The 16,467-nt window shown below is 41.7% G+C and carries 13 protein-coding genes; 10 read left to right on the top strand and 3 right to left on the bottom strand.

The features are described from left to right. Positions 1 to 193: 193 nt before the first annotated feature. A complete protein-coding gene (locus tag CLV48_RS14220) occupies positions 194 to 1,069 on the bottom strand; it encodes an AraC family transcriptional regulator (protein ID WP_106567967.1) in 876 nt (291 codons plus the stop codon). Positions 1,070 to 1,219: 150 nt separating this feature from the next. On the opposite strand from CLV48_RS14220, the gene CLV48_RS14215 reads away from it, so the two are divergent. From CLV48_RS14215 to CLV48_RS14170, 10 genes are all read left to right on the top strand, one after another. Then, positions 1,220 to 4,726 carry a PVC-type heme-binding CxxCH protein gene (locus CLV48_RS14215; protein ID WP_106567966.1) on the top strand — a complete coding sequence of 1,169 codons (3,507 nt, stop codon included), beginning with the start codon at positions 1,220 to 1,222 and terminating at the stop codon, positions 4,724 to 4,726. A 10-nt stretch (positions 4,727 to 4,736) separates the two neighbouring features. After that, entirely contained in the window at positions 4,737 to 5,612 is an 876-nt protein-coding gene (locus CLV48_RS14210) for a sugar phosphate isomerase/epimerase family protein (RefSeq protein WP_106567965.1), read from the top strand. Positions 5,613 to 5,635: 23 nt separating this feature from the next. Then, positions 5,636 to 6,754 (top strand): Gfo/Idh/MocA family protein, encoded by a 1,119-nt coding sequence (locus tag CLV48_RS14205; protein WP_106567964.1) that lies wholly within the window; start codon positions 5,636 to 5,638, stop codon positions 6,752 to 6,754. Between the two features lie 205 nt (positions 6,755 to 6,959). Further along, positions 6,960 to 7,187, top strand: coding sequence for a hypothetical protein (locus tag CLV48_RS14200; RefSeq protein ID WP_106567963.1), 228 nt, complete (start codon positions 6,960 to 6,962; stop codon positions 7,185 to 7,187). Then, the gene (locus CLV48_RS14195; RefSeq protein WP_106567962.1) at positions 7,184 to 7,489 is read left to right on the top strand and encodes a type II toxin-antitoxin system RelE/ParE family toxin; all 306 of its coding nucleotides are present in this window, start codon (positions 7,184 to 7,186) and stop codon (positions 7,487 to 7,489) included. The genes CLV48_RS14200 and CLV48_RS14195 overlap by 4 nt, the downstream gene beginning before the upstream one ends. A gap of 533 nt (positions 7,490 to 8,022) precedes the next feature. After that, on the top strand, positions 8,023 to 9,321 hold the full coding sequence (locus CLV48_RS14190) for a hypothetical protein (protein ID WP_106567961.1): 1,299 nt from the start codon (positions 8,023 to 8,025) through the stop codon (positions 9,319 to 9,321). 1 nt (position 9,322) lies between these two features. Further along, positions 9,323 to 9,799, top strand: coding sequence for a hypothetical protein (locus CLV48_RS14185; protein WP_106567960.1), 477 nt, complete (start codon positions 9,323 to 9,325; stop codon positions 9,797 to 9,799). A gap of 137 nt (positions 9,800 to 9,936) precedes the next feature. Beyond that, the gene (locus CLV48_RS14180; protein ID WP_106567959.1) at positions 9,937 to 11,670 is read left to right on the top strand and encodes a M14 family metallopeptidase; all 1,734 of its coding nucleotides are present in this window, start codon (positions 9,937 to 9,939) and stop codon (positions 11,668 to 11,670) included. A 221-nt stretch (positions 11,671 to 11,891) separates the two neighbouring features. Continuing rightward, entirely contained in the window at positions 11,892 to 12,206 is a 315-nt protein-coding gene (locus CLV48_RS14175) for a DUF6787 family protein (protein ID WP_106567958.1), read from the top strand. 164 nt (positions 12,207 to 12,370) lie between these two features. Then, on the top strand, positions 12,371 to 14,164 hold the full coding sequence (locus CLV48_RS14170) for an ABC transporter ATP-binding protein (RefSeq protein WP_106567957.1): 1,794 nt from the start codon (positions 12,371 to 12,373) through the stop codon (positions 14,162 to 14,164). A gap of 151 nt (positions 14,165 to 14,315) precedes the next feature. Here the strand turns inward: CLV48_RS14170 and CLV48_RS14165 are convergent, their stop codons facing one another. Together CLV48_RS14165 and CLV48_RS14160 are read right to left on the bottom strand one after the other, a co-directional pair. Continuing rightward, positions 14,316 to 14,918, bottom strand: a complete 603-nt coding sequence (locus tag CLV48_RS14165) for a DUF2179 domain-containing protein (protein ID WP_106567956.1) — start codon at positions 14,916 to 14,918, stop codon at positions 14,316 to 14,318. 84 nt (positions 14,919 to 15,002) lie between these two features. After that, positions 15,003 to 16,406 carry a DUF4403 family protein gene (locus tag CLV48_RS14160; RefSeq protein WP_106567955.1) on the bottom strand — a complete coding sequence of 468 codons (1,404 nt, stop codon included), beginning with the start codon at positions 16,404 to 16,406 and terminating at the stop codon, positions 15,003 to 15,005. Positions 16,407 to 16,467: the final 61 nt, after the last annotated feature.

The raw sequence follows: 16,467 nt of genomic DNA, 5'->3' as shown, positions 1-16,467 counted from the left end.
ACTATGTGAACTATGTATCTATGTGGTAAAAAATCAAACGTAGCTGTTTGGAATTTTTAATCCCCTGTTCTCCACTTTCCTTGCGGATTAAAAATCCGCGGTATCGCTTCACGAAATTACAAATTTCGAGAAGCAAGAAATTCCGACATCCCCCTTCCGAAAACCCACTTTGGACATCCCTCCTTTCAAAACCTTACTCCAAAGTCCGCTGATAATCCCTTCTGTACACCAAAGGACTCACCCCCATCCTTTCTTTAAACTGTTTGTTGAAATTAGACAAGGTATTGAAGCCACTGTCATAGCAAACCTGACTGATATTGATGTCCGCTTCATGCAGCAGTTTGCAGGCATTGCTGATTCTCACATCGGAAAGAAATTCTGAGAAAGGCTTATTCATCCTTGACTTAAAATAACGACTGAATGCACTCTCTGTCATATTGGCCAGGCTGGCTACCTCCTGAAGCTGGATTTTTTTCTGGAAATTTTCTGTGACATATTCATAGACCTTCCGCATCCTATCCTTCTCCGACTCCTTATTGTTATTGATATAGCCTGCCTGCGCAATAGGTGCACAGTCTGAAGAAGTTGCAATTGTTCTTAAAATGTCAAGAAGCAAAAGAAAACTTTCAAAACCTGACTTAGATACCAGTTCCTTCAATTTTGACCTCAATATCAGATTAGTCTCACCGGTAATTTCCAAGCCCCGCAAAGATTTATGAAAAAGAGTTTTTATCAGTTCAAGCTCCTCCTTTTCATGGACAGCCGAACCCAATAAATCCTCTCCAAAATATACCACAATGCCATGGGTCTTTAAATCACTTTCCTTATCAAAATAAACAGCATCATTCCTCCACAAATGGGGGAGATTAGGACCAGTAAATACCATGTCATACTCGCGAAAAGGTTTCATCTGGTCACCAATAAATCTTGTCCCTTTTCCCTCCAGTACCAAAAACAACTGGTATTCCTGATGGAAATGCCAGTGGTTGTCAAAATAAGGCGCAATCAGTTCCTTTACCACAAAGGCTTTGTTTACCGGAATTCTTGATTTTTCTAATGCCTGCTTCATAACTTCCTTAATAATGCCAAAAAATTAATACAATCTCAAATTTTTGATCAAAAAACAGTCATTATAGGACAAAAAACAGTGAGAAGCTGAATGTTTTTTTTATAAAATTTATCTTCCCAAAATAGCGAACAATACCCAAAATCCATATTCATGAAAATACAGCACATTTTCACCTACCTGATCCTGGCTTTATTGATTTCCTGCCAGGGAAAAAGCAGCTTCAATCCTTTGCACGACGGCCCTAGAAGAGCAGAAATTTTGTTCTTGGGCCATGACAGCAAGCACCATGATTCAGAAAAGCTAATGCCCATCTTGGCAAGGGCACTTTTCCCAAAGGGCATCAACCTCACTTATACTTCAGACCCCAATGACTTGAATCTCGAGAACCTCAACATGTATGACGGCATCATGATCTATGCCAATCATGATGAAATCACTCCTGCACAGGAAGCAGCATTAAAGAAATATGTAGAAAGTGGAAAGGGTTTTATCCCTCTGCACTCTGCTTCATTCTGTTTTAGAAATTCAGATTGGTATGTGGCTACAGTAGGGGGACAGTTCAAATCCCATGGTACAGGAGAATTCACTGTGGATATCATTGCACCAGAACATCCGGTCATGAAAGGAGTCGAAGTATTTGAAACCTGGGATGAAACATACCTCCATACCAGGCTTAATTCGGACATGACGGTATTGATGGAAAGGGAGGAAAACGGACATAGAGAACCTTGGACCTGGGTAAGAAACCAAGGTAAAGGACGTGTTTTTTATACTGCTTACGGACATGATGAGCGGACTTGGAGCAGACCAGAATTCCATACCTTAGTGGCTAATGGCGTACTTTGGGCCATCGGCGAAAAAGTTTCAGCTCAAGTGGCGGCATTTGATATACCCCAACCAAGGTTTGAAGAAGCCATTATCCCCAATTATGAAAACAGGGATCCTGCCCCAAAATACCAATTCCCACTCAGTCCTGAGGAATCCATGAAACTGGTACAGGTACCGGTAGGCTTTGAATTACAGCTTTTTGCTTCTGAACCAGACATTGTCAATCCAATGGCCATGTGCTGGGATGAAAAAGGAAGGCTTTTTGTGATAGAAACCGAAGACTATCCAAACGAAGTAAGAGATGTTGGTGGAAATGACAGGATTAAGATTTTGGAAGACACAAATGGAGATGGTAAGGCAGATAAGATCACTGTTTTTGCTGAAGGCCTAAATATCCCCACCAGCATCATGGCAGTCAATGGGGGTATCCTGATTTCCATGGCACCTGATTTTGTTTTCCTGAAAGACACCGACGGAGACGGAAAAGCAGATGTCAGAGAAGTGGTCATGACAGGATGGGGCAAAAGCGATACCCACGCAGGACCATCGAATTTGAAATATGGTTTTGACAACAAAATCTGGGGGGTACTGGGTTATTCCGGTTTCACCGGAGAAATTGCCGGCAAACAATATAACTTTTCCCAAGGGGTTTACCGCTTTGCTCCGGACATATCAGATTTTGAATACTTAGGTTCTACCAGTAACAATACTTGGGGCTTAGGTTTTTCTGAAGATTTTAATGTATTCATTTCTACAGCCAATGGTCAGCACAGTGCTTACTTAGCAATGACCAATGACTTTGTCCGAAGGCCGATCAGTGGAGGTTTTACCAATACAGTATTTGGAATAGACAGTCACTATGACATGCCGCACCTCACTCCTGCATTGAGGCAGGTGGATTACCATGGCGGTTACACAGCGGCAGCTGGACACAATTTCTATACTGCAAGAAACTTCCCAAAAAACTACTGGAACCGAATTGCCTTCGTCGCGGAACCCACAGGTAGGGTATTGCACAATGCTATAATCGAAAAAGATGGCTCCGGCTTCAAAGAGAAAAACGGCTTCAATATCCTCGCCAGTTCGGATGAATGGTTTTCACCTGTACATGCAGAAGTTGGCCCTGATGGGGCACTTTGGATAGCAGATTGGTACAATTTCATCATTCAGCACAACCCTACACCAAGGGGATTTGAAAACGGTGCCGGAAATGCTTACATCAATCCTATGCGGGATGCCAAGCATGGTAGGATTTACCGCTTGGTCTACAAGGGCAATGACAATTACAAAACAATGTCCATTGACCCTGCCAAAAATAAAGACCTGATAGCAGGATTGAAATCCGACAACATGTTCTGGCGATTGACTGCACAGAGATTGATTGTGGAAAATAAGAATACAGGCATCGTAAATGACCTATATAAATTGATCAACGATAGGAAAACGGATGAGCTGGGACTCAATACACCAGCTATACATGCACTTTGGGCATTACATGGGTTGGGCCTATTGGACGGATCTGATAAAAATAGCCTGCAAATTGTAACCAAAGCCCTGAATCACCCATCTGCTGGAGTAAGGAGAAACGCCATTGAAGTATTGCCTCGAAATATGGACAGCTTTAAGTCCATCACAGCGGCCAAGCTGCATCAGGATGCTGACCTCAATGTCAGAAAATCGGCTTTCCAAAAAATCGCACTGATCCAAAATAACCCAGAATTAGGGGAATTTTTCTTCAGAGCAAGCCAGGATGAGGAAAATGGAAAGGATATTTACATCTCCCAGATCATTTTTGCTGGAGTATTGAACAATCCAAATTACTTTGAAAGCAATCTTGCAAGCCTGATGCCTAAGGACAAGGTTGATAGTCTAATGACGCTCACTGACCGGATTGCTAAAAGTATTGTTGAAGAGGAATACAACCTGGACCGCAGGGCACCAATTCCATTCCCTCCAGATGCCAAAGGAAAAGAAATCCATATCCGAGCGGAACTGGCCAAGGGAAATGAAGGGCTTATCGGTGTAATTGTAGCCCAGGGTAATAAAACAAATGGATTTTCCATGTATGTACTGGATGATGTATTGAACTGGGTGGTCAAAAGAGAGGGCAAGACCTATAAAATATCCACTGCTAAAGGAGGTGTACCTGATAATTTCTTTACCGTATATGCCAATTTGCTTGAAAGTGGAGAAATGCAGTTGTTCATTGATAACAAGCTGATAGGAAAAGTACAGACCCCGGGCTTGTTTACAGAAAGCCTAAATCCGGGAAATGTGCGTGTAGGCAATGATTGGAAGGGTGAAAACCAAGTAGGTGATTATGATGCGTGGTCATGGCTAAGAGGACGTATGGGAAGAGATAGCTATATCAGTTACAAAAATCCTGCATTTGACCTGAGCAGCTTTATGTCAGCTGCCATTGAAAAAGGTCAGCCGAGCATTTCACGGGAAAACGCCAAAGTTGTGAAAATTGGAGTCATACCGCATGAAATGAAATATGACGTAACAAGTTTCAGGGTGAAAGCAGGGCAAGCAGTAATCATTGATTTTGAAAACAAGGATTTCATGCAGCACAACCTGTTGGTAACACAGATTGGATCTTTAGAGAAGGTAGGCAAGGCCGCTGATGAAATGGCAAGGGATCCAAAAGGCATAGAAAAAAACTATATTCCGGATATTCCCGAAATCATCATTGCATCTAAGCTCGTAGATCCTGACAATATGGAAAGCTTGATGTTCATTGCCCCAAGCAAGCCCGGTGAGTATCCTTTTGTATGTACAGTACCGGGACACTGGAGAATGATGAACGGAAAAATGATTGTTGAATAAAAAAATTACTATGGCTTTACAAGTAAGTTTTGGGGTAAGTACCTGGCTTTGGACTTCTCCATTCAACAGGGATACCATAGGGCTCTTCCCTAAAATCAAAGCCATGGGCTTTGATGCGGTGGAAATCCCTGTGGAAGACCCGAGCCTCATTCATATTCCCGAGGTAAAAAATGCCTTGCAGGAAAATGGACTTAAACCCATTATTTGCGGGGCATTCGGTCCAAGCAGGGACCTGACACATGATGACCCCAAATACCATCAGATCTGTTTTGATTACCTAGAGTCCTGTTTTAAAATAGCCGCAGAACTGGGAGCGGATTTCGTCGCCGGACCTATGTATTCTGCTGTAGGCAAGGCCAGGTTGGTCTCCGAAGAACAAAAGAAAACAGAATGGGAAAGGGCTGTCAATAACCTTTACAAAGTCTGTGAAATGGCTGCAGGATGGGGCCAGGATATTGCTTTGGAATCCCTGAACAGGTTTGAAACCGACCTCATCAACAATACCAAAGAACTGATGCAGCTGATCGATGACATCAACCATCCCCGAGCAAAAGTCCTTTTGGACGGCTTTCATCTGAGTATAGAGGAAAGAAGCATGGAAGAGGCCGTTTTATTGGCAGGCAAAAAACTGATCCATGTGCAGGTATCCGAAAACCATAGGGGGATCCCGGGTACAGGACAGACCCATTGGGACAATTTCAAAAAAGGCCTGGAAACCGTGGGATACAGAGGTTGTGTCTCCATTGAGAGTTTTACCCCTAATGTCCAGGAACTCGCAGGGGCTGTATGTATCTGGAAACCACTTGCACCAAGTCAGGATTATTTTGCAGAGCAGGGCTTGGCTTTTCTTAAGGATTGGGCCAGAGACAGGTTTTTTACACATTAGTCAATCATTAAAACCCAAATTATATGAGTCAAAAGAAAATCAATATCGCCATCATAGGCCTAGGTTTTGGGGCGGAGTTTATTCCGATTTATCAAAGACATCCTTTGGCCAATATGTATGCCATTTGCCAAAGAAATGAAGAAAAGCTGAATGAAATCGGAGATGCCTTTGGAGTGGAGGTTCGCTATACAGATTACGATGAATTGCTCAAAGACCCCAATATTGATGCCGTACATATCAACACTCCTATTCAGGCACATGCTGAGCAATCCCTCAAAGCACTAAGAGCCGGAAAACATGTGGCCTGTACGGTGCCTATGGCTACTACAGTAGAAGAGTGCCGTCAGATTGTAGAGGCCTGCGAAGAGACAGGTTTGACCTATATGATGATGGAGACGGTGATTTATTCCCGTGAATTTCTTTTTGTAAAGGAAATGTACGAAAAAGGCGAACTGGGAAGGATTCAGTTCCTCAGGGCCAGCCACCAGCAGGAAATGGCCGGTTGGCCAGGATATTGGGAGGGTTTGCCTCCTATGCATTATGCTACTCACTGTGTAGGTCCTGTGTTGGCGCTGCCCAATGCACAGGCAGAATACGTTTCCTGTTTGGGTTCGGGCAGGATTGATGAAAACCTGATTCCAAAATATGGTTCCCCATTTGCGATAGAAACCTGCCATATCAAATTCAAGGATTCTGACCTGGCAGCAGAGGTGACCCGTTCACTCTTCAATACAGCCAGACAATACCGGGAAAGTTTTGATGTCTATGGTTCCAAAAAATCCTTTGAATGGACGCTGATTGAGCATGAAGACAGCGTCATCCATACCGGAGAGGTTCCAGAAAGAGTAAAGGTTCCGGATTATGCCCATCTTTTACCGGATGAAATCGCTCCTTTTACGACCAAGGGGGTTTATGATTCCGATGATAACCAGCACCTTTCATTTATTCAGGGAGCAGGTCACGGGGGATCCCATCCGCATTTGGTGCATGAGTTTTTGACTGCATTGCACGAAGGAAGGGCACCTTATCCAGATGCGAGGCAATCGGCCAATATCACCTGCGTGGGAATTTTGGCCCACGAGTCTGCCATGGCAGGAGGCAAGATCATGTACCTGCCTGAGTTTACTTTGAAGAAGTCCTGATCTTCCCTCAACCCTCCAAGTTTTCTAAACCCCTGGAGGGTTTTTTCATATTCCAGCACAAGTGTTTTGGAAAAAACCAATCAGTGCAGATTTTTTTATTTTCCAACCTAGCCATCGCATTCAGCAAAATATTTCAAAAAAGAAACAATAGGACCTAAAGCTCGTGTTTTGCTGGTAAGCGCAATCTTGTTACATTAGTATAATTATGGAGACAACAAAGATTAAAAAAGAATTAAGAATGCTCATTGAAAAAGAAAGTGACCTTAAAGTTTTGGAGGCTATCAAGACATTGCTTCTTAAATCTGAGTTGAACCCGAGTCTTAAAGGAAAACTTTCTTCCCGAGCATTAAATGCTGAAGATGATATCAAGTCAGGAAATACGTTCACAAGGAACGAGATTGATTTGAAATTAAATAATCTATTGGGTAAATGAAGGTAATTTACACAAATCAATCTTTGAATAGTCTTGAAGAATTAATTGAGTTTTTAAAAGAGAAACAAGGAATTCCCGTAACTAAAATCAATGCTTTAATAAAAAATTTACTCGATAAAGCTGACCATTTAAAAGAAAACCCACTCAAGGGGCAGACTGAAGAATATCTAAGTCATTTAGGCCTAGATCATAGGAGACTGATAGAAGGATACATAAAAATACTCTACAGGACTATTGATGATAGTGTTTATATAACCGATTTTTTTGATACCAGACAAGACCCTAAAAAAATGAAGGGGTAAAAAATAAAACCATAGCTATGATTTCTATGATTCTATCTTTAATAAACCTCCTTCGAATTTACCCTAAACTTCGGTTGATGATAAATGAATAATTCAAGCTGGATGATCTGTAAAATCAAATAATTTTTATTTGTTTAAAATTTGACTTTTTAAACTAAGTTGTTTACATTCAGCCTAATTCTTTCATCAATAAACTATTTTAAGATGCACAAACCTAAATTTACCCCCCCCTAATTTCGCTCGATTCATTAAAGGTTTTTAATTTTCTAAGCCGCTTTTTTATCATTGGACTCTTCTCGTGTCTTACGTTTTCCTGTCTTGAGGAATCAGATCAGCTTCAGGATAACACTGCCCGCAGAAAGGACCAACTGGTCCATATCAGAAATTGGTTTGAAGCAAATAAACAGGAACTGAGAATCAAAAATTCAGGCCTGAGTTTCAGAAAGGAGAGCAAGGAGCTGATCCTCCCTTTTTTCGAAAAGGAACCCGACTGGAACAGGTTCCATATCTATCAATGGCCAGATGGAAGACAGGTGTATGAGATCAATCTGTCAAACAAAGAAATTGTTCTCAATAGCCAGTTTACTGATAATTTGCCGGATGCCGACCCTTCCAAAACCGTTATCCAAAACATTCTATTTGTAGAGAACAAACAAAACGGCAGGTTTGATCCTGTTATAGCCAGATACTACCCGGCAGATGAGTACTCCGTCTCCAAGTTTGAGGAGATTTCTTACAATAAAATCGGAGCGGGCTGGTCAGGAACCGTAGATATCTGGACTTATGATGAGCGTTATTTTGTAGGATTTATCATCGAGGACGGCCAGCTCATCGCCACCAAACATCCTGAAGGATATCAGCCTGATGCAAGAAAAAGAAAATCCACACTACAGGGGGAAAATCTAGATTCTACCTGTAGGCACGTGGTCAGTATTTATACCGTTGTGACAATCGTAACAGCCGGAAACGGCTCGGAAATCTCTTACCATGATGAAACCGAGGTCCATATGGTATGCAGCGGAGGGACACTTTATAATGATTTAGACACCAACGGCACCCCAATCCCGCGCTATAATTACGATCCTTATGGGGGCGGATGGGGTGGTGTATCCGGAGAAATCAATTATACTCCGCCTTCAATACCTGCTCCAAAAATTGAAATAATCTTATCCCATCAATTTAAAACCAATCCTTATCTAAGATGTCTTTTTGATAAGCTTAGAGAAAATTCATATTTTGAAAGCATAGCTTCAAAATTTGAAGGAGTAAGTCCAGATGTTCATCTAATCTTAGACCTAGCAAGCTTTGATCCTCAGTTCAATGGAAAAGCCCAATGGCAGGGTTATGGAAATCCTATCATTATTACGATGAACTCAGCTAATTTAAATAATAGATCTGCTTTGGAAGTTGCCAGAACTATGATCCATGAAATGTTCCATGCTGAATTTTATAGAGCTGTGAAAACAAACATGCCGTCCTCTGGTGACATATTATTCCGGGATACTTTCGACCAATATGTGAAAACGTACATGGGAACGGCTGATCAGCACCATAACCTGATGGCAGACAGATATTTGGATGTAATGGCTGATATTCTTGTCGATATTCATAAAAAATTAGATTATGAAGCGTTTGCCGATGCAATGAAAAATGTTTATCCTAACGGAATCCCAAAAAGCTTTTATAAATCACTGGCTTGGGAGGGATTAAAAGATACTATGGCTTACCAGTTAATGGAAAAAATAACCGTTCAGCCACCATTGAAATCCCCCTTACAAAAAATGAAAGAGGCTCAAGAGTTTGCAAGATATGGACTTAAAACATGTAACTAAAATGAAATTCAAATATTATTTACTTGCTCTTTTCTCGTTGTTCATTCAATTTTCAGCTTATTCATTGAGTTTATCGACAAGTCTCAAAGATACAATTGTAATTGTCGTAAATAGAAAGGATTTAAATACTGAAACATCCTTTAGGAAAAGAACTTTCGGAGTAGAAAATGCTTTGCCAAAAACAGAAATGAGAATTTACCGCGATAAATTCTCCAATCCAAATTATTATCTAGCTTTAGTCCATACTCCATTTTACAATCATATCACAATATATTTTTCATTATTAGAATTGGGTAAATATAAAGTGATTTGGGACAAAAACTTGAGCTATCAAGATTGGGCCAATTTAAGTTCCGAAGGAGACAAAAATATCTATTTGATGGTTTTTGAAGATGAGCTCATGCACAGAGACCGCTTCTGCCATGGCTTTCAGGTAAAAGCTTATCAGGTAGCAATTCATACTGGAGCTCAAGAGTAAAAACTAATCTACCCTACATCTTGGAATATTTAAAAAGAAATAGCTATTATTTCTATGAATCTATCTCAAACTTCAACAATTCAAACTCCTTAAAGCTTTTTTCTGGCATAAACCAATCCTTTTTGCCAAATTCAGGCATGAAAAAATCCCTGCTTTCTGTTGTAGCTCTTTTATATTCCTGCCTTATATCGGCTCAAAGCCAGTACCCTACCTTATTCGAAGCTTCCCAAGGGAGGGAAACACCGGTATACACTGATGTAATCCAATATTTCCGAACCTTGGCACAGGACTTTGAGGAAGTAAGGATGGTTGAAATGGGCACGACAGATGCCGGTTTACCGCTACATGTGGTCCTCTATGACCGGGAAAAAATATTCGATCCCAAAAAATGGCATGAGACCGGACGCTTGGTTGTGTTCATCAACAATGGCATCCATCCTGGGGAACCTGATGGGATCGATGCATCCATGATGTTTTTGAGAGACATCCTGTTAGGAAAACAAAGGGTACCGAATGACCTGGCCTTGGCCATTATTCCTGTTTACAATATTGGAGGGCATTTGAACAGGGGCAGTTTTTCCAGGGTAAATCAAAATGGGCCAGAAGCATACGGTTTCCGGGGCAATGCCAGAAATTATGACCTTAACCGGGATTTTATCAAGGCAGACACCAAAAATTCCAGATCCTTTCAACTGATCTTCAACTGGCTCAAACCTCAAATTTTTATTGACACCCATGTCAGCAATGGGGCCGATTACCAACATGTGATGACCCTGATTTCCACCCAACACAACAGACTGGGAGGAAAAACCGGAGAATACCTGGAAAATGAACTGAATCCCAAGCTGTATCAAGGCATGAAAGCCAAGGGTTTTCCCATGGTGCCCTATGTTAATGCTTGGGGCGGCAAACCGGAAGACGGATGGTCCCAATTCAAAGACTCCGGCCGCTACAGCAGTGGGTATGCAGCGCTTTTCAGTACCTTGAGCTTTATGCCTGAGACCCATATGCTCAAACCTTATGACCAAAGGGTCTTGTCCACTTATGCCCTTTTCCAGACTTTTATGGAAATCGCCGAACAGGATGCTGCAAAGATAGTAGCCCTGGTTCAAACCGATAGAGAAGCCAAAAAAAGCCAGAGACAATTTGACCTGAACCATACCTTGGACAGGGAAAAATTCAAATTGATAGAATACAAGGGATTCGAGTCAGGGCAAAGATCATCAGAGGTTTCGGGCCATTCCAGGCTATATTACGACAGGACCAAACCCTTTACCAAAGAGGTGAAATTCTATGACACTTACCAAGCCGGAATCAACATCCCCAAACCCAAAGCCTACATCATTCCCCAAGGGTGGTTTCATGTACTGGAAAATCTCCAAAGAAATGCGGTCACTTTAGAGCCATTAAAGTCGGACACTTTGCTTCCGGTAACTGTGTACCATATTGCCGATTTTCAAACCGCCCAAAGGCCTTTTGAGGGGCATTACCTTCACAGCAATGTGCAAGTGGAAAAATCTCAGGCACTCATGCGCTTCCGTGAAGGAGATATCCTGGTACCCATGAACCAGGAAAACAACCGCTATATCATGGAGGTCCTGGAGCCTCAGGGCGAGGACAGTTTTTTTGCCTGGAATTTCTTTGATACCATCCTTCAGGCCAAAGAAGGATACTCAGCCTATGTATTTGAAGATCTGGCGGCTGCTTTTCTCAGTCAAAATCCCGAAGTCAGACAGGAACTGGAAAAGGCCAAAGCCAGTGATCCCGAATTGGCCAAAAGCGGTCCTGCACAATTGCGCTGGGTGTATGAAAGAAGTCCTTGGAAAGAAAAAGAGCATAACCGGTACCCTGTATTTAGGATAGAGCAGTGATTGGAAATTTGTGAAATTCCTGATAAAAAAATCTCTCTATCTCTCCGTGACTTCTCGCTGTATCTCAGTGAAATTGAAAATATACCTGCCATTCATTTGCACCAAAATCCCAACATACCCAAGCTCCCTCTTTTGACTTGGCAATTAACCTGTCCCAGCTCTTCAAACTTGGGTTTATTCCCGTTTAATTCCTTACTTTTGTGTTGCAAAAAGCATTGATAATGACAAGGTCAAAATCCAATTTTCTCCAAAGACTTCAAACCAAATGGAAACTCAATAGTCTGGTACAGGTTGTTTTGGTGTTGATTGTTTTTGCTTTGACCGGCTTTACCATTCTGTTTATCAAAAAACCGATTTTTGATTTTCTCGGGGTGAGTATGGAGCGGGGCGGATTTTGGAAGACCATTCTGTACCTATTGCTTGTACTTCCTCTATACCAAATCATCCTATTGATGTGGGGTTTTGTGTTTGGTCAGTTCCGGTTTTTTTGGGAAAAGGAAGTGCAATTCTTGAAAAGAATAAGTGGCAGAAAATAAAATAAATGTCGATTTCTGAGGCATTTTTTGAAAAACCGAGGCTCGGTCAAACTTTTCTTCTGTCACTAGGTTCAGACTTCGCACATGAAATTCGGTCAAAAATCCATAAAACCCAACCGAATCCTTAAATTTGCAGATTGATTACCCTTGAATAAAGCAAGTACATGGCAAAAAAGAGAGGCAATGCCCTGGAGGCGCATGAAAAGCGCAAACTGAATAAAAAGAACTTGGAAAAGTTGGGAGGTATCTTCCGATTCATGCTGCCCTACAAGGTTCCCTTCATTTTCGGCATGTTCTTCCTGTTTTTTTCCAGCCTTACCTTGCTGACTTTTCCCTTTGTAGCAGGAAAACTCATTGATACCGCTTCGGGAAAGACTTGGCTAACGGATGACATTAACCTGATCGCACTGATGCTTTTGGGAATCCTTTTGGTTCAAAGTATTTTTTCGTTTTTCAGGGTTTGGCTTTTTGCCAAAGTATCAGAGCAAAGCATGCGGGATATCAGGGTGGCGCTGTACAGCAAATTGGTACAGTTACCCATGACCTTCTTTGACAAAAGAAGAACCGGAGAGTTGATCAGCCGCATCACCTCAGATGTGAGTTTACTTCAGGATACTTTCTCCACTACTTTGGCAGAACTATTCAGGCAGATCATCACCTTGCTTGCAGGGGTGGTTTTCCTGATGGTCACGACTCCAAAACTCACCTTGTTCATGTTGGCCACTTTCCCTATACTGATCATATTTGCAATGGTATTTGGAAAGTTTATCCGGAAGCTGTCCAAACAGACCCAGGATGAACTGGCTGCTGCCAATGTCATCGTCGAGGAAACCCTGCATTCGATCATGACGGTGAAATCCTTTGCCGGCGAGGAATATGAATCCAGTAGGTATTCCAAAGGCCTGAACAAAGTGGTCAAAGTAGCCCTTAAGGCAGCGGGGTTTAGAGGAGCTTTCATTTCCTTTATCATTTTTGCACTATTCGGGGGAATTGTAGCGGTCATGTGGTATGGTGCCAGCCTGGTAGCCCAAGGAGTAATGAGTGTAGGTGACCTGGTCTCCTTTGTCCTTTACACGACCTTTATTGGAGGCTCAATTGCCGGATTAGGGGACATTTACAGCCAGATCCAAAAAGCCATTGGTTCTTCAGAAAGGGTACTTGAGATTCTGGATGAAGCGCCGGAAGTATCTACCGCAGATTACCAACAGGTGCCTGTAGATGGACAAATCCAATTTGATCAGGTAAGGTTCAACTATCCCACAAGGCCTGAAATTGAAGTTTTGAAAGGAGTTTCCTTTACCATTAGACCAGGGGAAAAGGTGGCTTTGGCCGGTCATAGTGGAGCAGGCAAATCCACCATTATTCAGCTTCTCCTGAAATTTTATCCGGTTTCATCAGGAAGTATAGAAGTAGATGGAAAGCATCTCCAAAACTGGAACCTCAAGCAGTTGCGGTCCAATATAGGTATCGTACCTCAGGAAGTACTTTTATTTGGAGGAAGCATCAAAGAAAACATAGCCTATGCCAAGCCAGAAGCCACTGAGGAGGAGATTATCGAAGCAGCTAAAAAAGCCAATGCCTGGCAGTTTATTTCCAAGTTTCCTGAAGGACTGGAAACCAAAGTAGGTGAAAGGGGCATCAAGCTTTCAGGAGGCCAAAGGCAGCGTGTGGCCATTGCCAGGGCCATTCTTAAGGATCCTGCTATCCTTATTTTGGATGAGGCCACTTCTTCCCTGGATGCTGAGTCGGAAGCATTGGTCCAGGAGGCTCTGGATGAACTGATGAAAAATAGGACCACCATTATCATCGCCCACCGATTGGCAACCATCAGAAAAGTGGACAGAATCTATGTGCTGAATGAAGGCAGGATTGTCGAAGAAGGCACGCACGAGGAGTTGTCCAGAAAAGTTGAAGGTTATTATGCCAATTTGGTAAAACTACAGTTTGCAGACTCCTAATGGATATAGTCCAAAGAAATTAAAAAACCATACCATCTAGTTGTTGGTATGGTTTTTAATTTTTTGAGGATTAGTATGGACTATTCTTGATGGATGGCTTTTCTGATCTATTTTACCGGAAGTGGTTCGGTAATTTATTATTAACTGAATTCTATTTTCTTAGCCTTGACCATACTTTTGTGGTAAACCTTGGTCGGTCTTCCATCACATTAAGGTCATCCTCTGAAACCCTTTTGACACTTTCAATGGTGTAGAAGGCCTTATCATTTAAGGTTTTTACCATTTCAATGTATTCCTTCAGGTCTTCCCTTTTCATGACTGTAAAAAGAAGATTCACTTTCCCATATCTACCTTCAGCTCCTACATTGGTGAAGCGGAAATTCTTTTCCTTCATATAGTCAATCAATTCAGGCATAGGTGTAGGAGTGATTACCCTGACCAGTACACGGCCAAGGGCCAATTTTTCCTCAATGGTCATCCCAACAAAGGTACCCATGGCAAAACCTCCCGCATAACCAACATAAGACATGGGATTATTGATGTTTTGGAAAATCTGCCCAATGGCCAATAGCCAGATCATGGCTTCGAAGAAACCCAAAATCGGCGCAATGTTTTTCTTCCCACTCAATACAAACATGATCCTTAAGGTATTGATAGACACATCCATAATCCTTGCCATAAAGATCAACAAGGGCATGACCAGGTAATCAAACACCTCTTTGGGAATTCCTAAATTCAGAAAATACTCTTGCATATTGACGATTTTGTTGCAAATTTAATGGTTACAAAAACCAATCCCTATTTTCAACCAAACATAGTTTGGCGATATTACCCTCTCTTACTTGAAATCCTTGAGGCGGACATCCATGGCACCTTTAGATCTTATATAAATTCTAACATCTTCTGCCGTACTATAAATTCCCTCCACTTGGACATTTGGCCTTATTACCCTCATGGAAGCAAAATCTGTCTCCAGGTAACCTTGGTTTTGGAGTTCTCTTTCTGCTTGTTCCAAAAACCCTCCTAAAGGAAGGACGGCAAGTTTTTGTATCTGGTTTTGAATTTTTCTTCTTTTTGACCGGATGCCGATTTTGGCTGGTAGGTTTGAGGTCTGTACATCGAAGATGATTTCCTCAAATTTGAGTTGTTTTTTAGAAGGATCAAATACAGGTTTCCCTGCAAAATACATTTTGCCTTTGACTTCATTTTTCCCCTTTCGGATGGCAGTAAAATCCATTCCCAAAAGGGTCTTGTCGCGATACTGACTCGATTGGAGTTTGGAAGGAAGCAGGACGGTTTTCTTATCAAGTCGGATTTGCTGCCCTTCCAAAGACGCGTTTAGGTAATTGTCAAGGTCTTTATATCTGAAAATCAGTGGAAGACCAATATCCAACACATTTTCAGTGCTTTCATTTTCAGTAATTCCAGGAAGTGGTCTTATTTGGCTTAGTGGCCTTTGACCGATAGAGGAAAACATTTCCCCCTCCAATCCCAGAAAGAGCAAAAGCTTTTGATCCGGACTGATTACTTGCTTGATCCTTAATTTTTCTGGTTTGGCATAAAAATGAACCTGAAAACCATTTTGTTCAACAGTGTAAGGCGCAGCAAAAGCCTGCCAAGTCTGCTCGGCCATGTGCTTGAAATCAAGTCGTGTCAACCCTGAGGATGCAAACTGATTATTCATAACTCTTTGAAGCTGTCCCCTAATCAAGGGGTCAAGGTCGATTTCAAATCCAAGAAGATTATATTTCATGGATCGGCCCCAATTGTCAATATTAAGATTGCGGATATTAAGCTCCCAATTATTTCCGATTTCGGGAGTAAAGCTGATTTCCGGACTCAGGTTTTCATTGAATGGCAAGGCAGTTGAAAGTACTTGACCGAAGACCTTTTTTTCCATTTTCAAGTCTCCTTTTAGGTTCATTGGGATTTTGACCTGTATACTGTTATTTCCCAAAGCTTTCAGAGAAATTTTTCCGGTTCTGTTTACATCAAGATCAGCAAACAGTCCAGAACCCAGAGCCAATCCTTTATCGGAAAACAAAATACTTTTCCATTGTCTGTTCAGGTTATCCTCCAGATAGGAAAGAGGAATGCTGATAGGAATATTGATATTGGAATAAGAAGATGGCAACTCTTGCTTAGGAGCTTTGGGGGGATTTTCAGGCTTTATGCTTTTACAGGAAGCTGCTAATGCCAGCAGTATCAAGAAAGCAGCCCTGAATTTTATCGGGAAATTCATGGGATTAAAATTAGGTATTCATTTTTGATTATACCAAAGGGAACTATTTTCGGGCCAAATT

The sequence above is a fragment of the Cecembia rubra genome, assembly GCF_003014575.1.
GTDB classification, from domain to species: domain Bacteria; phylum Bacteroidota; class Bacteroidia; order Cytophagales; family Cyclobacteriaceae; genus Cecembia_A; species Cecembia_A rubra.
Note: the sequence above shows the minus strand (reverse complement) of the source record. Positions and strands in the feature narration are given on the sequence as shown.